General features: G+C 66.3%; 20 protein-coding genes. 10 read left to right on the top strand and 10 right to left on the bottom strand.

Features of this window, described 5'->3' with window-relative positions:
- Positions 1–70 precede the first annotated feature (70 nt).
- From dnaK to radC, 3 genes are all read left to right on the top strand, one after another.
- Entirely contained in the window at positions 71–2,002 is a 1,932-nt protein-coding gene (dnaK, locus tag IQ782_RS07775; protein WP_194134050.1) for a molecular chaperone DnaK, read from the top strand.
- Positions 2,003–2,078: 76 nt separating this feature from the next.
- Positions 2,079–3,230 carry a molecular chaperone DnaJ gene (dnaJ, locus tag IQ782_RS07770; protein WP_194134049.1) on the top strand — a complete coding sequence of 384 codons (1,152 nt, stop codon included), beginning with the start codon at positions 2,079–2,081 and terminating at the stop codon, positions 3,228–3,230.
- A gap of 115 nt (positions 3,231–3,345) precedes the next feature.
- Positions 3,346–4,110 (top strand): RadC family protein, encoded by a 765-nt coding sequence (gene radC, locus IQ782_RS07765; RefSeq protein ID WP_194134048.1) that lies wholly within the window; start codon positions 3,346–3,348, stop codon positions 4,108–4,110.
- Here radC and IQ782_RS07760 read toward each other — a convergent pair.
- The 3 genes from IQ782_RS07760 to secA all read right to left on the bottom strand — a co-directional run bounded on the left by IQ782_RS07760 (position 4,107) and on the right by secA (position 9,540).
- Positions 4,107–5,681, bottom strand: coding sequence for a phosphate ABC transporter substrate-binding/OmpA family protein (locus IQ782_RS07760; RefSeq protein WP_194134047.1), 1,575 nt, complete (start codon positions 5,679–5,681; stop codon positions 4,107–4,109). The two genes, radC and IQ782_RS07760, sit on opposite strands and share 4 nt — an antisense overlap.
- Positions 5,682–5,703: 22 nt before the next feature.
- The gene (locus tag IQ782_RS07755) at positions 5,704–6,663 is read right to left on the bottom strand and encodes a translocase (RefSeq protein ID WP_194134046.1); all 960 of its coding nucleotides are present in this window, start codon (positions 6,661–6,663) and stop codon (positions 5,704–5,706) included.
- Between the two features lie 153 nt (positions 6,664–6,816).
- Positions 6,817–9,540 (bottom strand): preprotein translocase subunit SecA, encoded by a 2,724-nt coding sequence (secA, locus tag IQ782_RS07750; RefSeq protein ID WP_194134045.1) that lies wholly within the window; start codon positions 9,538–9,540, stop codon positions 6,817–6,819.
- 184 nt (positions 9,541–9,724) lie between these two features.
- On the opposite strand from secA, the gene IQ782_RS07745 reads away from it, so the two are divergent.
- The 4 genes from IQ782_RS07745 to IQ782_RS30155 all read left to right on the top strand — a co-directional run bounded on the left by IQ782_RS07745 (position 9,725) and on the right by IQ782_RS30155 (position 12,604).
- Positions 9,725–10,600: a peptidylprolyl isomerase gene (locus IQ782_RS07745; RefSeq protein ID WP_194134044.1), complete on the top strand. Its 876-nt coding sequence runs from the start codon at positions 9,725–9,727 to the stop codon at positions 10,598–10,600.
- Positions 10,601–11,830 carry a bifunctional glutamate N-acetyltransferase/amino-acid acetyltransferase ArgJ gene (gene argJ / locus IQ782_RS07740; RefSeq protein WP_194134043.1) on the top strand — a complete coding sequence of 410 codons (1,230 nt, stop codon included), beginning with the start codon at positions 10,601–10,603 and terminating at the stop codon, positions 11,828–11,830.
- Positions 11,831–11,920: 90 nt separating this feature from the next.
- A complete protein-coding gene (mutT, locus tag IQ782_RS07735; RefSeq protein ID WP_194134042.1) occupies positions 11,921–12,322 on the top strand; it encodes an 8-oxo-dGTP diphosphatase MutT in 402 nt (133 codons plus the stop codon).
- Between the two features lie 159 nt (positions 12,323–12,481).
- A complete protein-coding gene (locus IQ782_RS30155) occupies positions 12,482–12,604 on the top strand; it encodes a hypothetical protein (protein ID WP_092423579.1) in 123 nt (40 codons plus the stop codon).
- A gap of 324 nt (positions 12,605–12,928) precedes the next feature.
- On the opposite strand, the gene infB is transcribed toward IQ782_RS30155, so the two are convergent.
- From infB to rimP, 4 genes are read right to left on the bottom strand one after another with little or no spacing between them, the layout of a single operon-like run.
- Positions 12,929–15,457, bottom strand: a complete 2,529-nt coding sequence (gene infB, locus IQ782_RS07730; protein WP_194134041.1) for a translation initiation factor IF-2 — start codon at positions 15,455–15,457, stop codon at positions 12,929–12,931.
- A 10-nt stretch (positions 15,458–15,467) separates the two neighbouring features.
- A complete protein-coding gene (locus tag IQ782_RS07725; protein WP_194134040.1) occupies positions 15,468–16,121 on the bottom strand; it encodes an RNA-binding protein in 654 nt (217 codons plus the stop codon).
- A gap of 7 nt (positions 16,122–16,128) precedes the next feature.
- On the bottom strand, positions 16,129–17,760 hold the full coding sequence (nusA, locus tag IQ782_RS07720) for a transcription termination factor NusA (protein WP_194134039.1): 1,632 nt from the start codon (positions 17,758–17,760) through the stop codon (positions 16,129–16,131).
- Positions 17,761–17,764: 4 nt separating this feature from the next.
- Positions 17,765–18,349 (bottom strand): ribosome maturation factor RimP, encoded by a 585-nt coding sequence (rimP, locus tag IQ782_RS07715; RefSeq protein WP_194134038.1) that lies wholly within the window; start codon positions 18,347–18,349, stop codon positions 17,765–17,767.
- 321 nt (positions 18,350–18,670) lie between these two features.
- On the opposite strand from rimP, the gene IQ782_RS07710 reads away from it, so the two are divergent.
- Positions 18,671–19,627, top strand: coding sequence for a zinc-binding metallopeptidase family protein (locus tag IQ782_RS07710; RefSeq protein ID WP_194134037.1), 957 nt, complete (start codon positions 18,671–18,673; stop codon positions 19,625–19,627).
- Positions 19,628–19,636: 9 nt separating this feature from the next.
- On the opposite strand, the gene IQ782_RS07705 is transcribed toward IQ782_RS07710, so the two are convergent.
- Both IQ782_RS07705 and IQ782_RS07700 read right to left on the bottom strand, forming a co-directional pair.
- A complete protein-coding gene (locus IQ782_RS07705; protein ID WP_194134036.1) occupies positions 19,637–21,493 on the bottom strand; it encodes an FUSC family protein in 1,857 nt (618 codons plus the stop codon).
- Positions 21,490–21,951 carry a MarR family winged helix-turn-helix transcriptional regulator gene (locus IQ782_RS07700; protein WP_194134035.1) on the bottom strand — a complete coding sequence of 154 codons (462 nt, stop codon included), beginning with the start codon at positions 21,949–21,951 and terminating at the stop codon, positions 21,490–21,492. Before IQ782_RS07700 ends, IQ782_RS07705 begins: the two co-directional genes overlap by 4 nt.
- 200 nt (positions 21,952–22,151) lie before the next feature.
- On the opposite strand from IQ782_RS07700, the gene IQ782_RS07695 reads away from it, so the two are divergent.
- The gene (locus IQ782_RS07695; protein WP_194134034.1) at positions 22,152–23,873 is read left to right on the top strand and encodes a tetratricopeptide repeat protein; all 1,722 of its coding nucleotides are present in this window, start codon (positions 22,152–22,154) and stop codon (positions 23,871–23,873) included.
- Positions 23,860–24,744: a 4-(cytidine 5'-diphospho)-2-C-methyl-D-erythritol kinase gene (locus IQ782_RS07690; RefSeq protein WP_194134033.1), complete on the top strand. Its 885-nt coding sequence runs from the start codon at positions 23,860–23,862 to the stop codon at positions 24,742–24,744. Before IQ782_RS07695 ends, IQ782_RS07690 begins: the two co-directional genes overlap by 14 nt.
- Positions 24,745–24,754: 10 nt before the next feature.
- On the opposite strand, the gene IQ782_RS07685 is transcribed toward IQ782_RS07690, so the two are convergent.
- Positions 24,755–25,756, bottom strand: coding sequence for a polyprenyl synthetase family protein (locus IQ782_RS07685; protein ID WP_194134032.1), 1,002 nt, complete (start codon positions 25,754–25,756; stop codon positions 24,755–24,757).
- Positions 25,757–25,774: the final 18 nt, after the last annotated feature.

Raw genomic sequence — 25,774 nt, 5'->3', positions numbered from 1 at the left:
GCGGGGCTGGATGCCGTAACGGGTCCGTATGCCTCGCGTCATCGCCTTGAATTGGAAAAGGGATCGAATCATGGGCAAAGTGATCGGTATCGACCTCGGCACCACGAACTCCTGCGTCGCCATCATGGACGGCAGCCAGGCGCGCGTGATTGAAAACGCCGAAGGCGCACGTACCACCCCGTCGATCGTCGCCTTCACCGACGACGAACGCCTCGTTGGCCAGCCCGCCAAGCGGCAGGCCGTGACCAACCCGGAAGCCACCATCTTCGCCGTAAAGCGTCTGATCGGCCGCCGCACCACCGATGCGGAAGTGACCAAGGACCAGAACATCGTCCCCTACAAGATCGTGGACGGCGGCAATGGCGATGCCTGGGTTGAGGCCAAGGGCGACAAGTACTCCCCGTCGCAGATTTCCGCCTTCATCCTCGGCAAGATGAAGGAAACCGCCGAGAGCTATCTCGGCGAAGAGGTGACCCAGGCCGTTATCACGGTTCCGGCCTACTTCAACGACGCCCAGCGTCAGGCCACCAAGGACGCCGGCAAGATCGCCGGTCTCGAAGTGCTGCGCATCATCAACGAGCCGACCGCGGCTGCGCTGGCCTATGGCCTCGACAAGAAAGAATCGAAGACCATCGCCGTCTATGACCTCGGCGGCGGCACCTTCGACGTGACCATCCTCGAGATCGACGACGGTCTCTTCGAAGTGAAGTCCACCAACGGCGACACGTTCCTCGGCGGTGAAGACTTCGACATGCGGATCGTCAACTACCTGGCGGACGAGTTCAAGAAAGAGCACTCGGTCGACCTGACCAAGGACAAGATGGCCCTGCAGCGTCTCAAGGAAGCTGCGGAGAAGGCCAAGATCGAACTGTCGAGCTCGAGCCAGACCGAGATCAACCAGCCGTTCATCTCGATGGGCTCGAACGGCCAGCCGCTGCACATGGTCATGAAACTGACCCGCGCCAAGCTGGAAAGCCTTGTCGGCGACCTGATCAAGGCCTCTCTGAAGCCCTGCGCGGCCGCGCTGAAGGATGCCGGCCTCTCCAAGGACGAGATCGACGAGGTCGTTCTGGTCGGCGGTCAGACCCGTATGCCGAAGGTCATCGAAGAGGTGACCAAGTTCTTCGGCAAGGAGCCGCACAAGGGCGTGAACCCGGATGAAGTGGTCGCCATGGGCGCCGCCATCCAGGCCGGCGTTCTGCAAGGTGACGTGAAGGACGTGGTCCTGCTCGACGTGACCCCGCTGTCGCTGGGCATCGAGACGCTGGGCGGCGTGTTCACCCGCCTGATCGATCGCAACACCACGATCCCGACCAAGAAGTCGCAGATCTTCTCCACCGCCGAAGACCACCAGTCGGCCGTGACGATCCGCGTCTTCCAGGGTGAGCGCGAGATGGCGGCCGACAACAAGCTGCTCGGCCAGTTCAACCTCGAGAACATCCCGCCCGCACCGCGCGGCATGCCGCAGATCGAGGTGACCTTCGACATCGATGCCAATGGCATCGTCTCCGTGTCGGCCAAGGACAAGGGCACCGGCAAGGAACAGAAGATCACCATCCAGGCGTCGGGTGGCCTCTCGGACGAGGACATCGAGCGCATGGTCAAGGATGCCGAGGAAAATGCCGAGGCGGACCACAAGCGCAAGGAACTGGTCGAGGCCCGCAACCAGGCGGAAAGCCTCATCCACTCGACCGAGAAGTCGATCGAGGAGCATGGCGACAAGGTCGATCCGTCGACCATCGAAGCCATCGAGCTGGCGATTGCCGCGCTCAAGGATGACCTCGAGAAGAGCGATGTCACCGGCGAGAAGCTCAAGTCCGGCATCCAGAACGTGACCGAAGTGGCCATGCGTCTGGGCGAGGCGATCTACAAGGCCCAGGCCGAGTCGGGCGATGCTTCCCCCGAAGCCGAGGACCCCGATGCGGCCAGTTCCGGCCCGTCGGAAGACGACAACATCGTGGACGCGGACTTCGAAGACCTCGACGACCGCAAGCGCAGCTAAGCCATAGCGGAACCAGACGGGGGCCGGTCCGGATGCCGGACCGGCCCTTTTCTGTTCCGGGCCAAGGAGGGCATCTATGTCCAAGCGTGACTATTACGAGCTGCTCGGCGTTGCCAAAGGGGCCTCTGCGGACGAGATCAAGAAGGGCTATCGCAAGAAGGCGAAGGAACTTCACCCCGACCGGAACGCGGACAATCCTGACGCGGAAGCGCAGTTCAAGGAAATCAACGAAGCCTATGAGGTTCTGAAGGACGCCGACAAGAAGGCGGCCTACGACCGCTTCGGCCACGCCGCCTTCGAGGGTGGCATGGGCGGCGGCGGACGTCCGGGCGGCGGTTTCGGCCAGCAGGGCGATTTCGCCTCGGCCTTCTCCGACGTGTTCGACGATCTTTTCGGCGATTTCATGGGTGGCGGGCGCGGGGGCGGCGGACGCCAGCGCGCGGCGCGTGGTGCCGACCTGCGCTACAACCTCCGCGTGACGTTGGAAGAGGCCTTCGGCGGCCTTCAGAAGACCATCAACGTGCCGACCTCGGTGCAATGCGGGTCCTGCCATGGGTCCGGCGCCGAGGGCGGCGCCGAGCCGGTGACCTGTCCGACCTGTTCGGGCATGGGCAAGGTCCGTGCGACGCAGGGCTTCTTCACCGTCGAGCGCACCTGCCCGACCTGCTCGGGGCTGGGGCAGATCATCAAGAACCCCTGTTCCTCCTGTGGCGGCCAGGGCCGCGTGCAGAAGGAGCGGTCCTTGTCGGTGAACATCCCGGCGGGGGTCGAGACCGGCACCCGCATCCGTCTGGCCGGCGAAGGCGAGGCGGGAATGCGCGGCGGTCCTCCGGGAGATCTCTACATCTTCATCGAGGTGAAGAAGCACGGGATCTTCGAGCGCGAGGGCACCGAGCTGCATTGCCGCGTGCCGGTGTCGATGACCACCGCGGCGCTTGGCGGCGACATCGAGGTGCCGACCATCGACGGCGGCCGCAGCCGGGTGAAAATCCCGGCAGGCAGCCAGTCGGGCCGTCAGATGCGCCTGCGCGGCAAGGGCATGCCGGCGCTGCGCGGCGGCGCGGCCGGGGACATGTTCATCGAACTTGCCGTGGAGACGCCGGTCAACCTGACGTCGCGCCAGAAGGAACTGCTGCGCGAATTCGAGGACCAGTCCGAGGACAACAACCCGGAGTCGAAGAGCTTCTTCTCTTCGGTCAAGGGCTTCTGGGATTCGATGAAGGGCTGAGCGCCGGGCGGATGCCCGATCGCTGATCGAGAAGAGTGATCCGAAAGGCCGTGCCTCTGGTGCGGCCTTTCTGCGTTTAACTCTTTCCTAACGACGTTGCGGTCAGGCTGCCGCCATGAGCCCGCCCCGCCACTTTTCTGAGAGCCAGCCCTCGCTTTTCGCCGGAGACGAGCCGCCTGTACGGCCCGCGCCCGCGGCGCGAACGTTGCCGTCGTATATCCGCGACCACCGGAAACGGCTCAGAGACCGCTTCCTCGCGGGCGGGGCCGAGGCCGTGCCCGACTACGAGTTGCTGGAGCTGCTGCTGTTTCGCGCCATACCAAGGCAGGACGTCAAGCCACTTGCGCGCCGTTTGCTGGAGCGACTGGGCGATTTCAACGCGGTTGTCTCTGCTCCGGCGGCACGGCTGCGCGATGTGGAGGGGGTCGGCGATGCGGTGGTGCTTGAGCTGAAGATCGTCGAGGCGGCGGCGCATCGTCTCGCCCGTAGCCGCGTGCTGCGACGGCAGGTGGTCAGTTCCTGGGACGCGCTGCTTGCCTATTGCCAGACCGCCATGGCGCACCAGCCGATCGAGCAGTTCCGCATCCTGTTCCTCGACCGCAAGAACGTGCTGATCGCCGATGAGGCGCAGGCGCGGGGCACCGTGGATCACGTGCCGGTCTACCCGCGTGAAGTGGTGAAGCGCGCCTTGGAGCTGAACGCCAGCGCGCTGATCCTCGTGCACAACCACCCCTCTGGCGATCCCACGCCCAGCAGCGCCGACATCGAGATGACCAGGCAGATCCAGGCGGCCGCCGAGGTGCTGGGCATCACGCTGCACGACCACCTTGTGATCGGCCGCTCGCGTGAGCTGAGCTTCCGGGACCTGGGGCTGCTCTAGCGCAGCCAGACCTCGACGCGGCGGTTCACCTGGCGCCCCCAGACGGTATCGTCGCAGGCCATGGGCATGGCCTCGCCGAAAGCATCGGTGTCCAGCGTGACGCCCGCAAGGTCGGTCGCTTCGGCCGCCGCGATCACCGCCTCGCGGACCGAGGCGGCGCGCTCGGTGGCAATCGCAAGGTTGTCGGCGCTCGGTCCCTGTCCGTCGGAGAACCCGACGAAGACCAGCGCGTGCCCGTCGTATTCGCCAAGTTCGAGGGCCCGTGCGAGTTGCTGCACGTTCGAGCGCGACTGCGCGTCGAGATCGGCGGACCCGGTTTCGAAGCGGAAAGAGGTTGTCAGCCGCCGCATCGTTGCCAGGGTGCCAGCGAGCCGCTTCAGCTCGGCCAGCCCGTCCTCGCCCTCTGCGACGGCGACGGCATTGGCCAGCCGGTCTCCTTGCGCGTCAATCGGCAGCTCTTCGGGTGTCTGGTCGACGAAGCCGGCGCGGCGGATCACGATCTGCGCCGGGGCGGAGCGGGTGAATTCGAGGAACTCGCGGGCCAGCTTCGGCAGCCGGCGCGCGGGCACATAGGCAAAGACCGGCATGGTAAGCGGATAGTCCTCGGTCTTGATGGCCTGCCGGGTGCCCCGAAGACGAAAGCCGCAGCTTCCGGTGAGGACGATCGCTCGGCTGTTGCCAATCTCGGCGGCATTGACGAAACCCAGACCGAGCGGGTCCTCTGCCACCGCCGCCGCTAGTCCGGCGGCGCTCTCGTGGCGGCGGGTCTCGGTGCTGCGCAAGGTCAGGGCGGGCGGATGCAGCAGCTGGTCCTCCAGCGCCTGCACCAAGCCCGAGCCCTCGCGCGGGAGGTGCAGAACGATGGGCGCATCCGGCCCGCCGAGATCCTGCCAATTGTCGATCTCGCCGGAGAGCACGGCCGCAAGCTGGGTCAGCGAAAGCGCGGTGACCGGATTGCCCGGCGCGACCACGGGCAGAAGCGCGTCGAGCGCCAGGACACGGCTCCGGTTCGGATGGGCAAGATCTCCCAGTCCGGCCTGCTGGGCCAGCTCGCGCTCGGCCGGGCGGATCTCGCGCAGGGCGATCACCAGATCAGCTTCGTCCGCGAGCAGGTCGGCGAAGCCCTCGTCGGTCGAGGAGGGCAGCACGTCGAACCGGCCGATCACCCGCGCGCCGTCGCTCAGGGTGAAGCGGATGCCGCCATCGGCGATCGTGGCGCGCGCCGCGCTGAAATCATTGCGCTGCGCGAAACTCTCGATCAGCGCGGGGATCAGCAGATCGCCCATGGTCGCGGCACCGGAAATGCGCAGCTCGGCGACGAAATCGGTGAGCGAAGGGCAGCCGACACCCTCGCAGAGCACCCCCGACGCATCGACCGTCAGCTCGCCATAGCGGCTGTCGATCCGGTAGAACTCGCCATCGAAGCCAAGCATCGTGCCACTGAGCTCGATGCCGCCATCGCGCGAGCGCAGCGTGACATCCTGGGCATGTGCCGGCGTGGGGAAAAGCAGGCCCGAAAGGGCGCCCGCAATGAGAAGTGCGGCGATGTTCGCCGCACGGACCTGTCGCATCGGGGCCTCTTGACCGCTCGTTCTAGTTGGCGGCGATCTTCAGGTCTTCGAGCAGGTTTTTCAACACCAGAAAGTCACCGGTGGCACTGCAATCGGGCATGGCGAGGCTCAGGTCGCGCGCGCGCAGGCTGTTGCCAAGGCGGCGCTCCAGCGTCTGCGCGTCCAGCTCCTTGCCGCAGTTGGCCGCGGTGATCTCGGCCTCGATGGTCAGCGACACGGCACCCGCCGTTTTCGAGGCAGCGGCCGGGAAAGTATATACCTCGGCCAAGCGGGCTTCTGCGCTGGCGGCATCGCCGAGCCGGGTCAGAAATCCGCCTTCGCCGCGCGCGGTGCGGGTCAGATCGCCCGCGGCGGCGGCCCAGACGTGGCCCGCCTCGTCGCCCGCGGCACCGAACTCGTTGGCATGCAGGGAAAGTCCGCCGTTGCCACGCCATTGCAGCACGACGCGGTCATAGAAGGGCAGGGCGGGCACTTCGGCCAGGGCGGTCGCGCCAGCGCCATTGGCAAAGGCGGCGATGAAAAGCGCCTGTTCGGCCAGCGCGGGCACCTCGACGCGGAGCGTGCCGTCGGGCTGGGTAACCTCGGTGAACATCAGCCCGTTGTGATGGATCGTCAGCCGTTCCGAGGCGAAGCAGGGCGCGTCGATCGACACGGTGACCATAGCGCCGGCGCCGGTGCGGGCAGCCATGCTGACCGCGCAATCGATGGGCCTTGCCTCGACTTCCTGCGGCAGCGTGGCCGGGGCAGCCTTTGGCTCCGCCACTGCGGCGGCAAGCGTATGCTGCGCGTCGGGCAGGCGCGGCGCGGCGGCGCGATCATCGGGGATGCTGGGCAATGCGGCGGAGGAGGTGTCCTCGATCCGGGCAATCTGTATCGTTCCGGCGCGCTTGCTGCGCGCGTCATGCTGCTGCATCGCGAAGCCGATGCTCACGGCTGCGCTGAGGGTGACAACTGCAAGCCTGTAGGTCTTCATCCGTCCCATGATGGTCCCCGACACTCGAACTCGTACGGGAAACAATCTGCCGCGAAAAAGCGGCGGTGTTGCGGCGAAGGGGGGGAGTCATCAGGGCGAGCCCCGGGCATCTCCGCCCCGAACCCGCCCCGAAATGTCAGTTCTTCTGGTCAGCTACGCCGCTCAGGCGAGGCTGCCGTGGCAGTGCTTGAACTTCTTGCCCGAGCCGCAGGGGCAGGGGTCGTTGCGGCTGGGGGTGCCCCAGGTCGCCTGATCGTTCTCGTCGAAGCCATCGACCAGCGGCTCGTGCGATTCGGGTACGGCGACGTTCTCGCTCGGTCCAACCGCCTTGGCCTGCTCGGCGAGCTTCTGCTGCTGAAGCTGCTGCGCCGCCATCTGCTGGAGCATCTTCTGCTGCTCTTCCTCGGTCATCGGGCGCACCCGGCCAAGTTGCTCGGTCACGCGCTCGCGCAGCGATTCCAGCATCGACTCGAAAAGCTGGAAGGCCTCGGTCTTGTATTCGTTGAGCGGGTCACGCTGCGCGTAGCCGCGGAAGCCCACCACCGAGCGCAGGTGTTCGAGCGTCAGAAGGTGCTCGCGCCACTTGGTGTCGATGGTTTGCAGCAACACCTGCTTCTCGATCTGACGCATGGTCTCGGGGCCGAAGGCCTCGGCCTTCTCGGTCATCTGCTTGTCGGTCGCGTCCTCGATGCGCTCGCGGATGGTCTCGGCGTCGACACCCTCCTCCTCGCCCCAGGCGATGACCGGCAGGTCGATGCCGAGCTTCTCGATGCTGGCGGCGTAGAGACCCTGCATGTCCCACTGGTCAGCATAGGCCTTGGTGGGAGCATAGGTCTCGACCAGCTCATCGATCACCTCGTGGCGCATGTCCTCGACGATCTCCGACAGATCCTTTGCCTCCATGATCTCGAGGCGCTGCGCAAAGATCACCTTGCGCTGGTCGTTCATCACGTCGTCGAACTTCAGCAATTGCTTGCGGATGTCGAAGTTGCGGCCCTCGACCTTGGCCTGGGCGCGTTCCAGCGACTTGTTCACCCAGGGGTGGATGATTGCCTCGCCTTCCTTCATGCCCAGCTTCGAGAGCACGCGGTCGAGCCGTTCCGAGCCGAAGATGCGCATCAGGTCGTCTTCCAGCGACAGGTAGAACGAACTGCGGCCCGGATCCCCCTGGCGGCCTGAACGACCGCGCAGCTGGTTGTCGATGCGGCGGCTCTCGTGGCGCTCGGTGGCCAGCACGAAGAGGCCGCCTGCCTCCTTAACCTCGGCCTCGGCCTTGGCGTGCTCGGTCTCGATATGGGCGCGGATCTCTTCGGGATCGGCCTCGGGATCGGCGGCGATCGCCTCCATCACCAGGAACTCGAAGTTGCCGCCCAGTTTGATGTCTGTGCCCCGGCCGGCCATGTTGGTGGCGATGGTGATCGCTCCCATCTTGCCCGCGTCGGCGACGATCTGCGCTTCCTGCTCGTGCTGGCGCGCGTTGAGCACGTTGTGCGTCAGCCCTGCCTTGGTAAGCAGCTGCGACAGCATCTCGGATTTCTCGATCGAGGTGGTGCCGACGAGCACCGGCTGGCCCTTCTCATGGGCCTTCTTGATCTCTTCGGCGATCGCCGCGTATTTCTCGGTGGCGGTGCGATAGACCTTGTCGTCCTCGTCGATCCGCGCGATCGGCCGGTTGGTCGGCACTTCGACCACGCCCAGCTTGTAGATCTCGGCGAATTCCTCGGCTTCGGTCAGCGCGGTGCCGGTCATGCCGCCCAGCTTCTGGTAAAGGCGGAAGTAGTTCTGGAACGTCACGCTGGCGAGGGTGACGTTCTCGGGCTGGATCTGGCAGCCTTCCTTCGCCTCGATCGCCTGGTGCAGGCCGTCGGACAGCCGACGTCCGGCCATCATGCGGCCGGTGAATTCGTCGATCAGCACAACCTGACCGTCACGGACGATATAGTCCTTGTCCTTGGTGTAGAGCTTGTGCGCGCGCAGGCCCTGGTTCACGTGGTGCACGATGGTCGTGCTTTCCGGATCATAGAGCGTCTGGCCCTCGGGCAGGATGCCGCGGCGGTGCAGCATCTGCTCCAGCGCCTCGTTGCCCTCGTCGGTGAAGGTGACGTTGCGGGTCTTCTCGTCGAGCGTGTAGGCGTCTTCGGGCAGCTCGGGGATGATCCGGTCGATCGCCACGTAGAGGTCGGAGCGGTCCTGCGACGGGCCCGAGATGATCAGCGGCGTACGGGCCTCGTCGATGAGGATCGAGTCCACCTCGTCGACAACGGCAAAGCCATGGCCGCGCTGCATCATCTGGTCCAGCTCGGACTTCATGTTGTCGCGCAGATAGTCGAAGCCCAACTCGTTGTTGGTGGCATAGGTGATGTCGCAGGCGTAGGCCTGCTTCTTCTCGGCTTCGGGCTGCTGCGGGTAGACCACCCCGGTGGTCATGCCGAGAGCGGCAAACACCTTCGACATCCATTCCGCGTCGCGGCGCGCAAGGTAGTCGTTCACCGTCACCACGTGCACGCTCTTGCCCGAGAGGGCGTTGAGGTAGGAGGGGAAGGTGGCGACCAGCGTCTTGCCTTCGCCGGTCTTCATCTCGGAGATGTTACCCTGGTGCAGGAAGACGCCGCCCATCAGCTGCACATCGAAGGCGCGCAGACCAAGAGCGCGCTTGGCGGCCTCGCGGCAGTTGGCAAAGGCCTCGGGCAGCAGCGCATCGAGGGTTTCACCCTCGGCGAAACGCTTGCGGAATTCCTCGGTCTTGGCGATCAGCCCGGCATCGTCCAGCGCCTCATACTCGGGTTCCAGAGCGTTGATCTGGACGATCAGCGGTCGGGTGGCCTTGATCTTGCGGTCGTTCGGAGTTCCGAACATCTTCCGCGCGAGTTTTCCCATTCCGAGCATTTGGCCTGCCTGTGCTGTCTGACAAAGTCGTGTTCTGCGTGAGGCATCCGCTTGCCCGCCTCGCACTCAACCCATATGACACAGGGGAACGACCGGCCTTGCAGAGCCTTCAGGCGATGTAAGCGGCGGGTTGGTAAGTGTCAACGCCGCCCTGTGGCGGGCGGCCAACTGGAAGGACGCCTAGATGCCCAAAACCCTCACCAAACTGGGGGCGGCAGCGCTTGCCCTGACCCTTGCGATGCCCCTCCACGCCCAGGAACAGGCCCAGGAGCAAACCGAGGCGATGAGCGCCGACACCGTCGTGGCCACGGTGAACGGCACGGACATTACCCTCGGCGAGATGCTGGTGGTCCGGGCCAGCCTGCCCGAGCAATACCAGCAACTCGGCGATGACGTGCTTTGGGATGGCATCCTCGACCAGCTGGTGCAGCAAGAAGTGCTGGCCCAGGACGAGAAGGCCGTCGAGACCAAGCGCGTGGACCTGTCGCTGAAGACCGAACGTCGCACGCTGCTCGCTGCCGAGACCGTTTCGGCCGTGGCCGATGCCGCGGTGACCGACGAGGCGCTGCAGGCCGCCTATGACGCGCAGTTCGCCGATGCCGAGCAGGGCCAGGAATACAATGCCTCGCACATCCTCGTGGAAACCGAGGACGAGGCCAAGGCGATCATCGAGGAACTGAACGGCGGTTCCGACTTCGCCGAGGTGGCCAAATCGAAATCCACCGGCCCGTCGGGCCCGAATGGCGGTGAACTCGGCTGGTTCAGCAAGGGCATGATGGTCGAGCCCTTCGAGACGGCCGTCGAGGGCATGGAGCCCGGCACGATCTCGGAGGCACCCGTGCAGACCCAGTTCGGCTGGCACGTGATCAAGCTCAACGAGACCCGTGCCAAGGAAGCGCCGAAGCTCGACGAGGTGCGCGACCAACTGGCCCAGCAGGTGCAGCAGGAGGCCGTGGCGGCCTATATGGACGAAGCCGAGGCCGGTGCCGAGATCACCCGCAAAGCATCGGGGGATGTCGATCCCTCGATCCTGTCCAACCTCGAGCTGCTGGAGGACTGAGTGGCCAAGACCCTCGCCGTTTCCCCGCTGGCCCCTGCGGCCTTTCCCGACCTGCCGGTGATTGAGGGGGTTCGTTTTGCCTCCGTCGCGGCGGGGGTGCGCTACGCAGGGCGCACTGACGTCATGCTTGCCCTGCTCGACGCGGGCAGCACCATGGCGGGGGTCTTTACCCGCTCGGCCACGCGGTCGGCACCCGTGCTCGACTGCCAGGCCAAGATCGGCGGCACCTCGGATGAGGGTGCCGCGATCATCGTGAACTCGGGCAATTCCAACGCCTTCACCGGCCGCAACGGCATCGAGTCCACCCGTGCGGTGACCTCGGCCGTGGCGGCGGCGACCGGCCTGCCCGAGGCCCGCGTCTTTTCCTCTTCAACCGGGGTGATCGGCGAGCCGCTGCCCCACGAGCGCATCACTGCCAAGGTCGATGAACTGGTGGCCGCGCTCGACGCCGGCGGAATTGCCGGCGCGGCCAAGGCGATCATGACCACCGACACCTTCCCCAAGGGCTCGACCGTCACGGTCGAGTTGCCGGGCGGGCCGGTGAAGATCGCCGGCATCGCCAAGGGTTCGGGCATGATCGCGCCCGACATGGCGACCATGCTGGTCTACGTCTTCACCGACGCGAAGGTGCCGCAGCCGCTGCTGCAGAAGCTGGTCAGCCAGATCAATGACCGCAGCTTCAACTGCATCACGGTGGACAGCGACACCTCGACCTCGGACACGCTGCTCATGGGCGCCACGGGCGCCTCGGGAGTCGAGGTGACCGAGGCTGACAGCGCCTTTGCCGAGGCGCTCGAGGGCGTGTTCCTCGATCTCGCGCATCAGGTGGTCAAGGACGGCGAGGGGGCGACCAAGTTCGTCACCGTCGAGGTCACCGGTGCCGCGAGCGATGCGGACGCGCGTACCCATGCTTTGGCCATCGCCAACTCGCCGCTGGTCAAGACCGCCATCGCCGGCGAGGATCCCAACTGGGGCCGCATCGTCATGGCGATCGGCAAGTCCGGCGCGGCGGCTGATCGTGATCTGCTGACCATCCGTTTCGGGGACGTGCTGGTGGCCGAGAAGGGCTGGCGCGCGCCGGACTACCGCGAGGAAGACGGCGCGCGACTGATGAAGGCGCCCGAGATCACCCTCTCGGTCGATCTCGGGCTCGGGCAGGGCAGGGCCACCGTCTGGACCTGCGACCTCACCCACGGCTACATCAGCATCAACGCCGATTACCGGTCGTAACGGGGTTGCCCCTTCTTCTAGGGGCAAATATCCCGGGGAGCGCGAGGGGCAGAGCCCCTCGCCTTTTTGCATCCACCAAAGGCGCCGCCCATGAAAAAGATCGTCCTTGTCTCCGCCGTTGCGCTCATCGACGTCGAGGGGCGCGTGCTGCTGGCACAGCGGCCCGAGGGCAAATCGATGGCCGGCCTCTGGGAGTTTCCGGGCGGCAAGGTCGAGCCCGGCGAGACCCCAGAGGCCGCGCTGATCCGCGAGCTGCACGAGGAACTGGGGATCGAGACCTGGGACAGCTGCCTTGCGCCGCTGACCTTCGCCTCGCATGCCTACGAGGATTTCCACCTGCTGATGCCGCTCTTCGCCTGCCGCAAATGGCAGGGCGCGCCGCAGGCACGCGAAGGTCAGCGACTGAAATGGGTCCGCGCCCGCGAGTTGACCGACTACCCGATGCCGCCAGCGGACGTGCCGCTTATCCCGATTCTCAGGGATTTGCTATGATCAAGGGTTTTCTGACGCCAAGGTGCCCTTGATCATTAATTCATCGTAAAAACATGCAGATTTGCCTACAATTGAAACAGATTTGTGCAATTTTCATGTAGTTTTGTCGCTCTTCCTGGGGTAATAATCTGCCCATAGAGTTTTAGTTGAGGACACAACATGTTGCGCACCATCATCATGGGTAGCTGCATTTCGGTCCAGGGCTTTCTTGAGAAGACTCTTCCCGATGGACGCATCATGGTGCGTGTCGGGCAGCAGATCTTCACCGGGCGCCCGGTCTGAATTGACGCCCACAGAAGTCAACGACATGCGAGTCGCCTGAAAAGGCGGCTCGCATTTTTTTTGCTGCATCGCATCGTGTCGGGCGGGGGTGATCCAATGGCGTCTCGCTGAGCGTGAACGTGCCGAAAATCCCAACGCCGGGGCAGGCGATCAGCACGAAGCACCAGGGCCGCGCCCTTGGGCACATCTTTCCCCACAGGCGTCAGCTACGCACTGGTGAAGGCGTTCGGCCACGGTGCGCCAAGACATCCGAGGTGCCAAGAAGAAAGCCCCGGCGAAATCGCCGGGGCTTGTCGGTGTTCTGTCCTGCGGAGGGCAGGGAGGTCAGAGCGAGCGCTCGACTTCCTCGCGCTCGAAGATCTCGATGACATCGCCGGGGCGGATATCGTCGTAGTTCTCGAAGGCCATGCCGCATTCCTGGCCGGACTGCACTTCGGCAACCTCGTCCTTGAAGCGCTTGAGGGTCTTCAGCGTGCCTTCGTGGATCACCACGTTGTCGCGCAGCAGGCGCACGCCGGCGGAGCGGCGGGCAACGCCCTCGGTGACCAGACAGCCGGCGACCTTGCCGACGTTGGACACCTTGAAGACTTCCTTGATCGCCGCGTAGCCGATGAAGTTCTCGCGGATTTCGTTCGACAGCAGGCCCGAGGCCGCGGCTTTCACGTCGTCCACGAGGTCGTAGATCACCGAGTAGTAGCGGATCTCCACGCCCTTCTGGTTGGCCCCGTTGCGGGCCGGAGCGTTGGCACGAACGTTGAAGCCGATGACCGGGCAGCCCGACGCTTCGGCAAGGCCGATGTCGGTCTCGGTGATCGCGCCGACACCCGAGTGGATGACGCGCACGCGCACCTCGTCGTTGCCGACCTTCTCGAGCGCCTGGACGATCGCTTCCGCCGAGCCCTGCACGTCCGCTTTCACGATGACGGGCAGTTCCGAGACGTTCTCGTCGTCCTTGGCTTTCTGCATCAGCTGCTCGAGGGTCGTTGCGGCACCTGCAGCGGCGCGCTTGTCCTTCGAGACATGTGCACGGTACTCGGCGATCTCGCGGGCCTGCGCTTCGGTCTCGGTGACGTTGAGAACGTCGCCGGCCTCGGGCGTGCCATTGAGACCCAGCACCTCGACGGGCACCGACGGTCCGGCTTCCTGCACGCGCTCACCCTTGTCGTTGATCAGCGCACGGACCTTGCCGTACTGCTCGCCCACGACGAAGATGTCGCCCTGCTTGAGCGTGCCGTTCTGCACGAGCACCGTCGCGACCGGGCCGCGGCCCACGTCGAGCTGCGCTTCGATCACGGCACCTTGTGCGGCGCGGTTCGGGTTGGCCTTGAGCTCGAGGATCTCGGCCTGCAGCGCGATGGCTTCGAGCAGCGAGTCGAGACCCAGGCCGGTCTTGGCCGAAACCTCGACATCCTGCACTTCGCCCGACATCTCTTCGACGACGACTTCGTGCTGCAGCAGGTCGGTGCGCACCTTGGTCGGGTTTGCCGAGGGCTTGTCGACCTTGTTGATCGCCACGATCATCGGCACCTTGGCCGCTTTCGCGTGGCTGATCGCCTCGACCGTCTGCGGCATCACGGCGTCATCCGCCGCGACCACCAGCACCACGATGTCCGTCACCTGTGCGCCACGCGAGCGCATCGAGGTGAAGGCGGCGTGACCGGGCGTGTCGAGGAAGGACAGCACGTCGCCGTTCTTCGTCGTCACCTGGTAGGCGCCGATGTGCTGGGTGATCCCGCCGGCTTCGCCGGAGGTCACGCTGGTGTTGCGGATCGCGTCGAGCAGCGAGGTCTTGCCGTGGTCGACGTGGCCCATGATCGTGATGACCGGCGGACGCGACTGGAGGTCCTCCGGCTTGTCGTCCACGGTCTTGATCACGTCTTCGACGTCGGCATCGGACACGCGGGTCACGCGGTGGCCGAATTCCTCGATGATCAGTTCCGCGGTGTCGGCGTCGATGGTCTGGTTCTGCGTCACCATGATGCCGCTCTGCATGAGCGACTTCACCACGTCAGCCACGCGCTCGGCCATACGGTTGGCGAGTTCCGCCACCGTGATCGCCTCGGGAAGCTGCACGTCACGCACGACCTTTTCGCGGGCCTGCGCCCCACCCATCGCCTTCTGACGCGCACGCTCCTGCTTGCGCTTCATCGCGGCCATGGATTTCTGCCGTCCGCCTTCGCCGCCCAGAGCCTGGTTCAGCGTCAGCTTGCCGGAACGGCGCTCGCCATCGTCGCGGCCACGGGTCGACCGGCCACGCTCTTCGCGCTCGCGGTCGGCCTTGCGCTGCTGCGGCTGTGCCGGCGCGGAGGGCTTGGCACCCGGAGCCGCGGCGGTACGGGCCGCCGGAGCAGCCGCGTCGTCCTTGGCCGCCGCCGGTTTCTTGGCAGCGACTTCGGCCTTCTTCGCGGCTTCAGCAGCCTGTGCGGCCTCGCGGACCTTGCGCTCTTCTTCCTCGGCTTTCGCCTTGGCGCGCTCTTCGGCCTCGCGCTGCTCGCGCTCTTTTTGTTCCTTTTCGGCGCGCATGCGCTCACGCTCCTCGGCGCGGGCCTTTTCCTCGGCCTCGCGCTGAGCAGTCTCTTCGGCTTCGCGCGCCTTGGCGGCCTGCAGCGCACGCAGCCGGCGTTCCATCTCCGCATCGGTGATGCCCGCCGGGCGTTTGCCCGATCCGCCATGCGATCCGCCGCCCGAACCCTTTGCACCGCCAGCGGCGCCCGTTTTCGGCACCACGACGCGTTTGCGCTTGGTCTCCACCACGACGTTCTTTGTGCGGCCGTGGCTGAAGCTCTGCTTCACGTTCCCCGAGTGGGACCCGCCGCGCAAACCCAAAGTCTTCTTGCCGTCGTTATCGCTCATTAAGATTCTCTTATCCTTTCCGGCGGCTGTTGCCGCCCGCGGCAGCCCCTGCTGCCGGTCTCGCGTCCGCCGATGCGACGCGCAGGCCCTTCAAACGTTGGGCTTCCTCTACAACACGTTTGGTGAGTCCACCAGCGCCAAGCGCGGCATGTATCACCTTTTCACGTCCGAAGGCCAGCCCCAGCTCGTCTGCGGTGAGCCAGCCGATGTAGTTCCCCCCGTAGGGAGTACTCAATTTCGTCTTTCCACGGGCCGATCCATCCTCGGCCTGGATCAGGACGCGGGCTTCCTCTTTCATAAGCCAGTCCTTCACCTTCTCGTAGCCCGAGACGGCGCCGCCGCCCTTGCGGGCGAGGCTGATCAGCTCGACCACCCGCCGGGCGAGCATGCCCTCGACAAGGTCGGGCAGCCCCTCGGGCACGGTCACCGGTGCCTTGGCTGCGCGGGCAAAGAGTCCTTTGCCCGCCGCCTTTTCCAATGCCTTGCGATCGGCCGAGACCCAGATGCCCCGACCGGGCAGCTTGCCCGCGAGGTCGGGAACGACCTGACCCTCGGGCCCGACCACGAACCGGATCAGACCGCCCTTGGGCTCCACGTCGCCGGTGGCGATGCAGCGCCGTTCGGGACCGTCTTCCCTGTCTTTTTCCTGACCTCCGCGACTCATCTGTGGCTCAGGCCTCCGCCTCGTCCGATTCGCCATCCTCGGCGTCGAGCTCATCGCCCTCTGCCGCGCTGGCAACCAGTTCCTCGGGGTCGACCCAGCCCAGCATAACGCGGGCAGTCATGATCAGGTTCTGCGCCTCGTCGAGGTCTACGCCGAATTTCTCGAGCAGGCCGTCGTCCTTCTGGCGCTGGCCGTCGACCGTGGTCCACCCGCCGGCCAGTTCCCAGTCGGCGCAGGTGGCGAAGTCTTCGAGCGACTTGATGCCGTCTTCGGCCAGTGCCTCTACCATCTGGGGGGTGAGGCCCTCGAATTCAATGAGGCTCTCCTCGACACCCAGTTCGCGCGCCTTCTCGAGCGCCTTGCGGGCCTGCTCTTCGATGAACTCGCGGGCACGGGTCTGCAGCTCTTCGGCGGTGCCTTCGTCAACGCCGTCGATCACCAGCAGCTCGTCAAGCTCGACGTAGGCCACTTCCTCGAGGTTGGTGAAGCCTTCGGCGACCAGCAGCTGGGCGAAGAACTCGTCGACGTCCAGCGTTTCCATGAACAGCTTGGTGCGCACTTCGAACTCGGCCTGGCGGCGCTTGGATTCTTCTTCCTCGGTCATGATGTCGATATCGAGACCGGTCAGCTGCGAGGCGAGGCGCACGTTCTGGCCGCGACGACCGATGGCCAGCGACAGCTGCTCGTCGGGCACGACGACCTCGATGCGCTCTGCATCCTCGTCGAGAACCACCTTCGACACTTCGGCCGGCTGCAGCGCGTTGACGAGGAAGGTCGGCATGTCCTCGTTCCACGGGATGATGTCGATCTTCTCGCCCTGCAGCTCGTTCACCACGGCCTGCACGCGCGAACCGCGCATACCGACGCAGGCGCCGACCGGGTCGATCGAGCCATCGTAGGAAACGACGCCGATCTTGGCGCGCGAGCCGGGGTCACGGGCGACGGCCTTGATCTCGATGATGCCATCGTAGATTTCCGGCACTTCCATCTTGAACAGCTCGGCCATGAATTCCGGCGCGGTGCGCGACAGGAAGATCTGCGGGCCGCGGGCCTCGCGGCGCACGTCCTTGACGTAGCAGCGGATGCGGTCGCCGGGGCGATAGCTTTCGCGGCCGATCTTCTCGTTGCGGCGCAGGATGGCTTCGCCACGGCCGACGTCGACGATGACGTTGCCATATTCCTCGCGCTTGACCTGACCGTTGATGATCGTGCCCTGACGGTCCTTGAACTCTTCGTACTGGCGGTCACGCTCGGCTTCGCGCACCTTCTGCAGGATCACCTGCTTGGCGCTCTGCGCGGCGATCCGGCCGAGGTCCACGGGCGGGACCTCCTCGACGAACTGGTCGCCCACCTTGGGGTCGGCCATGTACTGCTTGGCCTGCTGGACGGTCATCTCGGCCTGGTAGTTCTCGAGCAGGTCGTCCTCGACCACGGTGCGCACGCGGGTGAAGCTGGCGCGACCGGTCTTGCGGTCGATCTTCACGCGGATGTCCATCTCCGAGCCGTAGCGGCTCTTGGCGGCGCGGGCGAGGCTCTCCTCCATCGCTTCGATCACCAGCGAGGGGTCGATCATCTTCTCGCGAGCGACGGCTTCGGCGGTCTGCAGAAGCTCGAGCTGGTTGGCAGAGGTGATTGCCATGGTCTTAGTCCTCCTGAGCGGCCGCGTCGTCGGCCTCGATGTCGTCGAATTTGGTTTCGTCCACTTCCTGCGCCTTGCGGGCGCGGAGCATGTCTCGGATCAGATCGTCGGTGAGCACCAGCTTGGCGTCCGACAGCCAGTCGAATTGCAGGCCGATGGTCTGCTCCTCGCCGCCTTCCTCGATGTTGAGCAGTACCTCGTCACCTTCGACACCCGCGACGACGCCGCGCCAGCGCTTGCGGCCGTCGATCATCTCGGAGGTCTCGATCTTTACCTCGTAGCCCTCGAAGGTCTCGAAGTCCTTGAGGCGCGTGAGCGGGCGGTCGATGCCGGGCGAGGAAACCTCGAGCGTATAGGCGTCGATGATCGGATCCTCGACGTCGAGCACGGCAGACACTGCCGTGGAGATATTGGCGCATTCATCGACTTCGATGCCGCCTTCGGGGCGTTCGGCCATGATCTGCAGGGTCGCGGTCTTGCCGCCCATCAGGCGAATGCGCACGAGTTCGAACCCCATGTCTTCGATGACGGGGCCGATGATCTCGGCGAGGCGCTTGTCGAGCGAGGACTTGGCGATGAGGTCGGTCATTTTCTCCGACTCCTTCGGAAACAAAAATACGGGCGCGCGGCCCGTCGATGTTTCCCGGTGGAGCTTCGGTGCAGGACCGACGCGCCGCTGTTGAAGGGGCATATACGTGCCCGTGACGGATTTCGCAAGGGTGATTCACCCGCGAGACCGCGTGGGCCGCGGGCTGGCGGCCTCTGACCGGCGAGCCCGCGCGAAGCGACCTGTCATCAGTCCTTCATGCAAGGCGCTTCCCATGCGTCGTCCCTTGCGGCTTCATTGGCGTCGGGAACGTCTGCCCGTCTTGCGAAGTTACCGACCCGTGTCCAGCACATGAGGCTCTCGATGCAAATCTTCCGCTGCCCCGCTTGCGCCAGCCCGGTCTATTTCCACAACCTTGCCTGCGGATGCGGGCAGGAGGTCAGTTTCGATCCCGACGCGCAGGCGATGGTGGCGGGGGCCGCGCATTGCGCCAACCGCGATGACATCGCCTGCAACTGGGTGGCCGAGCAGGGTGGACTCTGCCGCGCCTGCGCCATGACCGAAACCGTTCCCGACCTGCGTGCCGAGCAGAACCTGCCGCTTTGGGAGCACAGCGAGCTGGCCAAGCGGCGGATGCTCGCCGAACTGGCCCGCTGGGGCTGGTTCACACCCGCTGATCCGGGTGCGCGCCCGGTGTTCCGCATGCTGTCGGAAGAGACACTTCATGGCGAGGCGGACGTGATCATGGGACACGCCGATGGTGTCATCACCATCAACGTGTCCGAGGCGAGCGGCGCCGTGCTGGCCGAACGGCAGGAGCAGTTCGACGAGCTTTACCGCACCATGCTTGGCCACATGCGGCACGAGATGGCGCATTTCCTGTTCCTGCGGCTGGCCGAGTTGCCAGAGTTCCTTGCGGATTTCCGCTCGCTGTTCGGCGACGAGCGTTCCGATTACGCGGAAGCCCTGCAACGGCACTACGACGCGCCGATGGAGCCGGGCGAGCAATACATTACCACCTATGCCACCGCTCACCCGCACGAGGACTGGGCCGAGACGCTGGCGCATCTCCAGCACCTCGTCTCGATGCTCGACAGCGGCGTGGCCAGCGGGCTGCGCCTGCCGGAGATCCCCGGCGAGGGCTATGACCCCTATCGAGAGGCCGACACCGAGGCGCTGATCAGCCGGGCCGTGCACCTGTCCATCGCGGTGAACCACGTGAACCGGGCGCTCGACCTGCCAGACCTCTATCCCTTCGTGTTGACCCAGCCGGTACGCGAGAAAATGGCGCTCGCGCACCGCTGGCTGCGGCAGGTCTGATCGGGCCGGTCACCCCGCCAGCGAGGCGGCGCTGCGGGCGGCGTGGCGGAAGACCTCGGCGTCCGGGCCGGCCGCGCGGCGGGCGAGACGGCTGAGCGCGCCTTCGGCCCGGCCCGGCGTTTCGCCGATCCGCTCAAGGCGCGCCAGTGCGGCCCTCAGGGCACGGCGCTCGGCGGCCGGAGTGTCCGGCGCGGCGAGCATCTCATGCGCCCGCATCGTCGCATGGCCAAGATCGAGCAGCGCCAGCCCGCTGTCCAGCGCAGCGCGCTGTGCCCGCGACGAGCGTTCGGTCAGCCGGAACATCCTCAGCATCCGATGGTAGAGCCGCGCCCGCCAGATCGCGCGGTGCGCAAGGGCCTGCGCGTCGCCGGCCAGCGCGGCCACGTCGTGCAGCATCATCTTCGCCAGCGTCACCTGCTTGCGGCGCAGGGTTGGTGGATAGACCGAGCGGTAGGCCAGCAGCGCCGCCAGGGGGGCGGCGACCACCGCCAGTCCCATCAGCATCGAGGTGCCGACATCGCCTGTGAGGGGCAGCGCCGGTTGCAGCAGCAGAAGCATCACCATGTTGTAGTCGAAACTGACCTTCATGCCCCTGTCGTGCCCCGCGAGAAGCGCGCCGAGGAAGACAAACGGCAGAACCATCGCCACCAGCTGCCATTCCGACCCGGCCTGCGGCCAAAGCAGCCAGCGGATCGCCAGGGCCGTGCCCGCGCCCATGAGTTGCCCAAGGAAGGCGAAGGGCAGCATGGCAATCGGGTTTTCGAAAGTGGAGAAGATCGAGATCATGATCGACATGCCGAGCAGCAGGAACGCCCCGGCCGCAAACCCGGTGATCTGCCAGAGCGCGCCGAAGATCAGCAGCGCGCCGGTGGCGCGGATCGCCGCTTCCCGTGCGCCGATCCAGTCGCGGTGGAGCACGACGGGAACCGCGGGCTCGGCGCCGGGGGCGGTGCGGTTCTCGGGCGCGCGCCAGCGGGCGAGCGTCGATACCAACGGGCCGAGGGTCTCGTGCAGACCGGGCAATGCCGCCGCGCGAGCGAGGGCCTCCTGTGCCGCGGCGCTGTCCCCGGCGCGCAGGGCGACGGCGGCCGCGGTCACGGCAAGCCGGGCAGGTTCCGGGAGCGCGGCACCGTCGCGGCCGCGTCGCCAGAGCAGCACCGAAAGCGCGGTGGACAGAAGCGCGCGGCTGGCGCGGGTCTCGCGGTGCGAGCGCAGCGAACCGGCGGCATGGGGGTCGAGCGACTCCTCGGTGCTGGCCATGGCAGAGATCAGCTGACGCGCGGCCTCGGGGTCGGCGGGGGTGGCGGCAAGCTGGTCGCAGAGATCGGCGAGGATGCCGCGGATCCGGACGCGCAGGGCGGTGCCGTCGGCAGCGGGGGCAAAGAGCCAGCCCACCAGCAACGCCGCCAGCACCCCCACCAGCACCGTCGCCATCCGATCCGCGCCAAGCGTCAGCACGTTCTCGGGGTGGCCGACGTCGAGCAGGGCCACCATCGCGGCGGTGTATCCCGCCAGCACCGTGCCATAGGCCACGAAGCCACGCAGCAGGTTGGCCAGCCCGGTGCAAAGGCCCACCCAGAGCGCAAGGCCGACCACCAGCAGCGCCGGGTGCACTTGCAGAAGCAGGATCAGCCCGACCCCTGCAATGGTGCCGATCACCGTGCCCGCGAACCGAAAGAGACCCTTTTCCAGAAGCTGGCCGCGTACCGGTTGCGAGGCGGCCCAGACGGTCATCCCGGCCCATTGCGGATGCTCAAGCCCAAGCAGCCAGGCCACGATCAGCGCAACGCAGGCGGCAAGGCCGGTGCGCAGCGCGAAGGCGAGCCTTGCGGGGGTGAAGCCGAATGAAGCGAGCCGGGCGTTCATGCAGAAACCTCTTCGCTCAGCGTGGCCTCAGCGCGGGCGGCCATGCGCGCGAAGCCGTCGAGCATCGCGGCAAGCTCGTCATCGCCGAGGTCCGCAAGCAGGTCGCGCTCGGCCTCCAGCAGCATGGCGCGGATATTGGCAAGCTCGGTCCGGCCGTCGCCCGTCAGGTGGATGCGGCGCGCGCGGCGATCGGAGGGATCGATCCGCCGTTCGACCAGGCCGCGCGATTCCAGCAGGTCGAGGAGGCGCACCAGCGTCGAGGTATCGAGCCCGATCCGCGCCGCGAGGTCGCGCTGGCTGATGCCATCGCCGCCCTCGGCAAGATGCACGAGCGGACGCCAGGTGGCATCTGTCAGCCCGGCTTCAGCCAGTCGCTTGTCGACCACGCGGTGCCACTGCCGTGCGAGCGTGACGAAGGCGAAGCCGAAGCGGTTTCGGGGAGAGGATATCTGGGTCATCGAAATGATGTATATTAAAATGATTTGCATTGCAAACTAAAGTGCCTCAGCCAGCCTCAGCCAAAAGAGCCAAAAGATCTTGCACCAGGTGGGCCGGTCCTCGGCAGGCTCTCGCGCTCGCCTTCGCGTGAACGGTGGCTGGATTGCGCCGGGGGGCGGCGCGGTCTAGTCTTTGCCCCAAGCAGACAACAGGAGGCGGCATGTCGGGCAAGGCATACGGGACACTTCGCGGCACGGTGCTCGCACTTGCGCTCATGGCGGCAGGGGCGGCGTCCGCCGAAAGCCTTTCGGGCGACTATCTCGCGGCACGGCAGGCCAGCTTCGAGGGCGACTTCAAGGCGGCGGCGCTCTACTACGGCGAAGCGGTCAAGCACGACCCGGAAAATGCCGACCTGCTCGAGCGCGCCGCCCTGTCGAACATCGGTCTTGGCGATTTCGTGCGGGCCGAGGCATTGGCCGAACGGCTGACTGCGCTGGGACACACGAGCCAGATCGGCCAGCTTGCCGAGATCGCCGTGCTGGCGCGCGCCGAGGATTACGCTGAGCTGCTGAAGCGCGTCGAGGAAGACCGCTCTGCCGGGCCGCTGATCGATGGCCTGCTGAAGGCCTGGGCCGAGCTTGGCCGGGGTGACGTGAGCACCGCGCTGACGTCCTTCGACGCTGTCGCCAAGGAACGCGGGCTTGCCGGGTTCGCGGCCTATCACAAGGCGATGGCCCTGGCCTCGGTCGGGGATTTCGAGGGGGCCGAGGCGATCTTCTCCGAGCCCGCAGCCGGAGCCATGCAGATGACCCGCCGGGCCGTGCTGGCGCGGATCGAGATCCTGTCGCAGATCGACCGGCAGGCCGATGCGGTGGCGCTGATCGACGACGCCTTCGGGCCGCAACTCGATCCGGGCATGACGGAGCTGCGCGGAAAGCTCGACGCGGGAGAGACGCTGCCTTTCGACATCGTGACCTCTGCACGGGACGGTATCGCCGAGGTCTTCTTCACCATCGCCGGTGCGCTCGCCAGTGAGTCCGCCGAAGATTACACGCTGCTGCACGTGCGTGTGGCGGAGTACCTGCGCCCCGACCATGTCGGCGCGCTGCTGATGGCGGGTGAATTGCTCGAGAAGATGGGCCAGTACGAGCTCGCCGCCGCCACCTACCGCCGCGTGCCGCGCGACGATGCCGCCTTCCACGTGGCGGAACTGGGCCGCTCCGACGCGTTGCGCGCCGAGGGGAAGATGGACGCGGCCGTCGAGGTTCTGGAACAGCTCGCCGACACGCATGGCAACCTGCCAGCGGTGCAATCCGCTCTCGGCGACCTGATGCGCCAGCTCGAACGCTACGGCGAGGCGATCGAGGCCTATGATCGCGCGCTTGCCACCTTTGGGGAACCTGATCCGGCGCAATGGTTCCTCTATTACGCCCGCGGTATCTGCAAGGAACGCGATGGCGACTGGGAGGCCGCGGAGACGGACTTCCGCGCGGCGCTCGAGTTCGCTCCGGACCAGCCGCAGGTGCTGAACTACCTTGGCTATTCCATGGTCGAGCACCACGTGAACCTCGACGAGGCGCTGGAGATGATCGAGCGTGCGGTCGAGGCGGAGCCGCAGAGCGGTTACATCGTCGACAGCCTTGGCTGGGCGCTTTATCGCCTCGGCCGCTACGACGAGGCGGTGGGCCACATGGAACGCGCCGCCGAGCTGATGGCGGTGGACCCGGTGGTCAACGATCACCTGGGCGACGTCTATTGGGCCGTGGGCCGCAAGGTCGAGGCGCGCTTCCAATGGCAGCGCGCGCTGTCTTTCGTCGGCTGGGAGGACGCCTCGGATGATGTCGATCCCGAGCGCATCCGCCGCAAGCTGGCGGTCGGGCTGGACACGGTTCTGGCCGAGGAGGGCCGGCCGCCGTTGAAGGTGGCGCATGACGCCGACTGACGTCTTCGCCCCGGCGAAGATCAATCTGACCCTGCACATCACCGGCCAGCGCGACGATGGGTATCACCTCCTCGACTCGCTGGTCGTCTTCGCGCCGGTGGGCGATGTATTGCGCCTCGTGCCCGCGGCGGAGCTGTCGCTGAGTCTCGAGGGACCGGAGGCCGCAGGGCTGCCCGCCGACGGGGACAATCTCGCGCTGCGCGCCGCCGCGATGGTGGGCGACGGGCAGGGGGCCGCGATCGCGCTGGAAAAGCTGCTGCCGGTCGCCTCGGGCATTGGTGGCGGTTCGGCCGATGCGGCGGCGACGGCGCGGGCCATGCTGGCCGCAGCCGGGGCGCTGGACGAAGGCGGTCTGGCGCGGGCAGGGACCGCGCTTCTCGCGCTCGGGGCTGACGTGCCCATGTGTCTTGCGTCTCGCCCTGTCCGGGTGCGCGGCATCGGCGAAAGGCTGGAGCCGGTCAACCTGCCGCCGCTTCCCGCCGTGCTGGTCAATCCGCGCGTGCCGGTCTCGACCCCTCGGATCTTCCGCAGCCTGACAGCGCGCGACAATCCCCCGATGCCCGAGCCGCTGCCGGAGTTTCCCGACGCAGAGGTGCTGATTGCCTGGCTGAAGGACATGCGCAACGACATGGAGCCGGCGGCAAGCGCGCTGGAGCCGATGATCGGGGTGGTTCTCGGGGAATTGGCGGCGCTGCCGGGCTGCCGCCTCGCACGCATGTCGGGATCCGGGGCGACCTGCTTCGGCCTCTTCGCCACGATGGCAGACGCCGGTGCAGCGGCTGCCGCGCTGCGCGTCGCGCGACCGGACTGGTGGATTGCCGAGGGTCTTCTGGGGGATCAGCAGGCGCGAGCGATGCCGCGCCTGGGGTGAGGAGGCGGGCTCAGTAGAGCCGCGCCACCACGAAATCAGCCAGTTCGATCATCACGTCGCGCACTTCGGACTGCGGCAGCCGCGCCATCGAGGCCTTGGCCTTTTCCGACCATCCGAGCGCGTCTTCGCGGGTGGCGTCCAGCGCGCCGTGCTTGTTGAGCAGCTTGAGCGCGTGCTCGAGATCGCCGTCTTCCTGCTTGCCCTTCTCGATGGTGCGCTGCCAGAAGGCGCGCTCTTCGGCGTCGGCGGCGGCGACGGCCTTGATCACCGGCAGGGTCAGCTTGCGCTCGCGGAAGTCGTCGCCGACATTCTTGCCGGTCGCCGAGCTGTCGCCCATGTAGTCAAGCAGATCGTCGGCGATCTGGAAGGCGATGCCGAGCGCGTCACCATAGTCGAAGAGGGCCTGCACCTGTGCCGGGTCTGCCCCTGCGATCACGCCGCCCACCTCGGTCGCCGCCGAGAAGAGTGCGGCGGTCTTGCCGCGCACCACCTGAAGGTAGATGTCCTCGCTCGTGCGCAGGTCCTGCGCCGCGGTCAGTTGCAGCACCTCGCCCTCGGCGATGGTGGCCGAGGCGTTCGACAGGATCTCGAGCACCCGCAAGTTGCCGGTTTCGGTCATCAGCTGGAAGCTGCGGGCAAAGAGGTAGTCGCCGACCAGAACTGAAGACTTGTTGTCCCACAGCAAGTTGGCGGTGGGGCGGCCACGGCGCTGCCCGCTCTCGTCCACCACGTCGTCATGCAGCAGCGTCGCGGTGTGGATGAACTCCACCGTCGCGGCGAGATGCACGTGGAAGGGGCCGTCGTAATTACAGATATTCGCCGCTGCGAGCGTCAGCATCGGGCGCAGGCGCTTGCCGCCCGCTTCGACCAGATGCGCGGTCACCTCAGGAATGCGCGGCGCGTGTTTCGACGCCATGCGCTCGCGGATCAGCGCGTTCACCGCGCCCATCTCGTCGGACAGCATCGTCGCCAGGCGATCGTGCGGTTTCGCTTTTGCCGTATCCAAGCCCATCAGACCCCCGTCACAGGC

The organism is Salipiger mangrovisoli (genome assembly GCF_015223355.1).
In the GTDB taxonomy this organism is placed as follows: domain Bacteria; phylum Pseudomonadota; class Alphaproteobacteria; order Rhodobacterales; family Rhodobacteraceae; genus Salipiger; species Salipiger mangrovisoli.
This window is presented reverse-complemented; position numbering and strand designations above follow the sequence as displayed.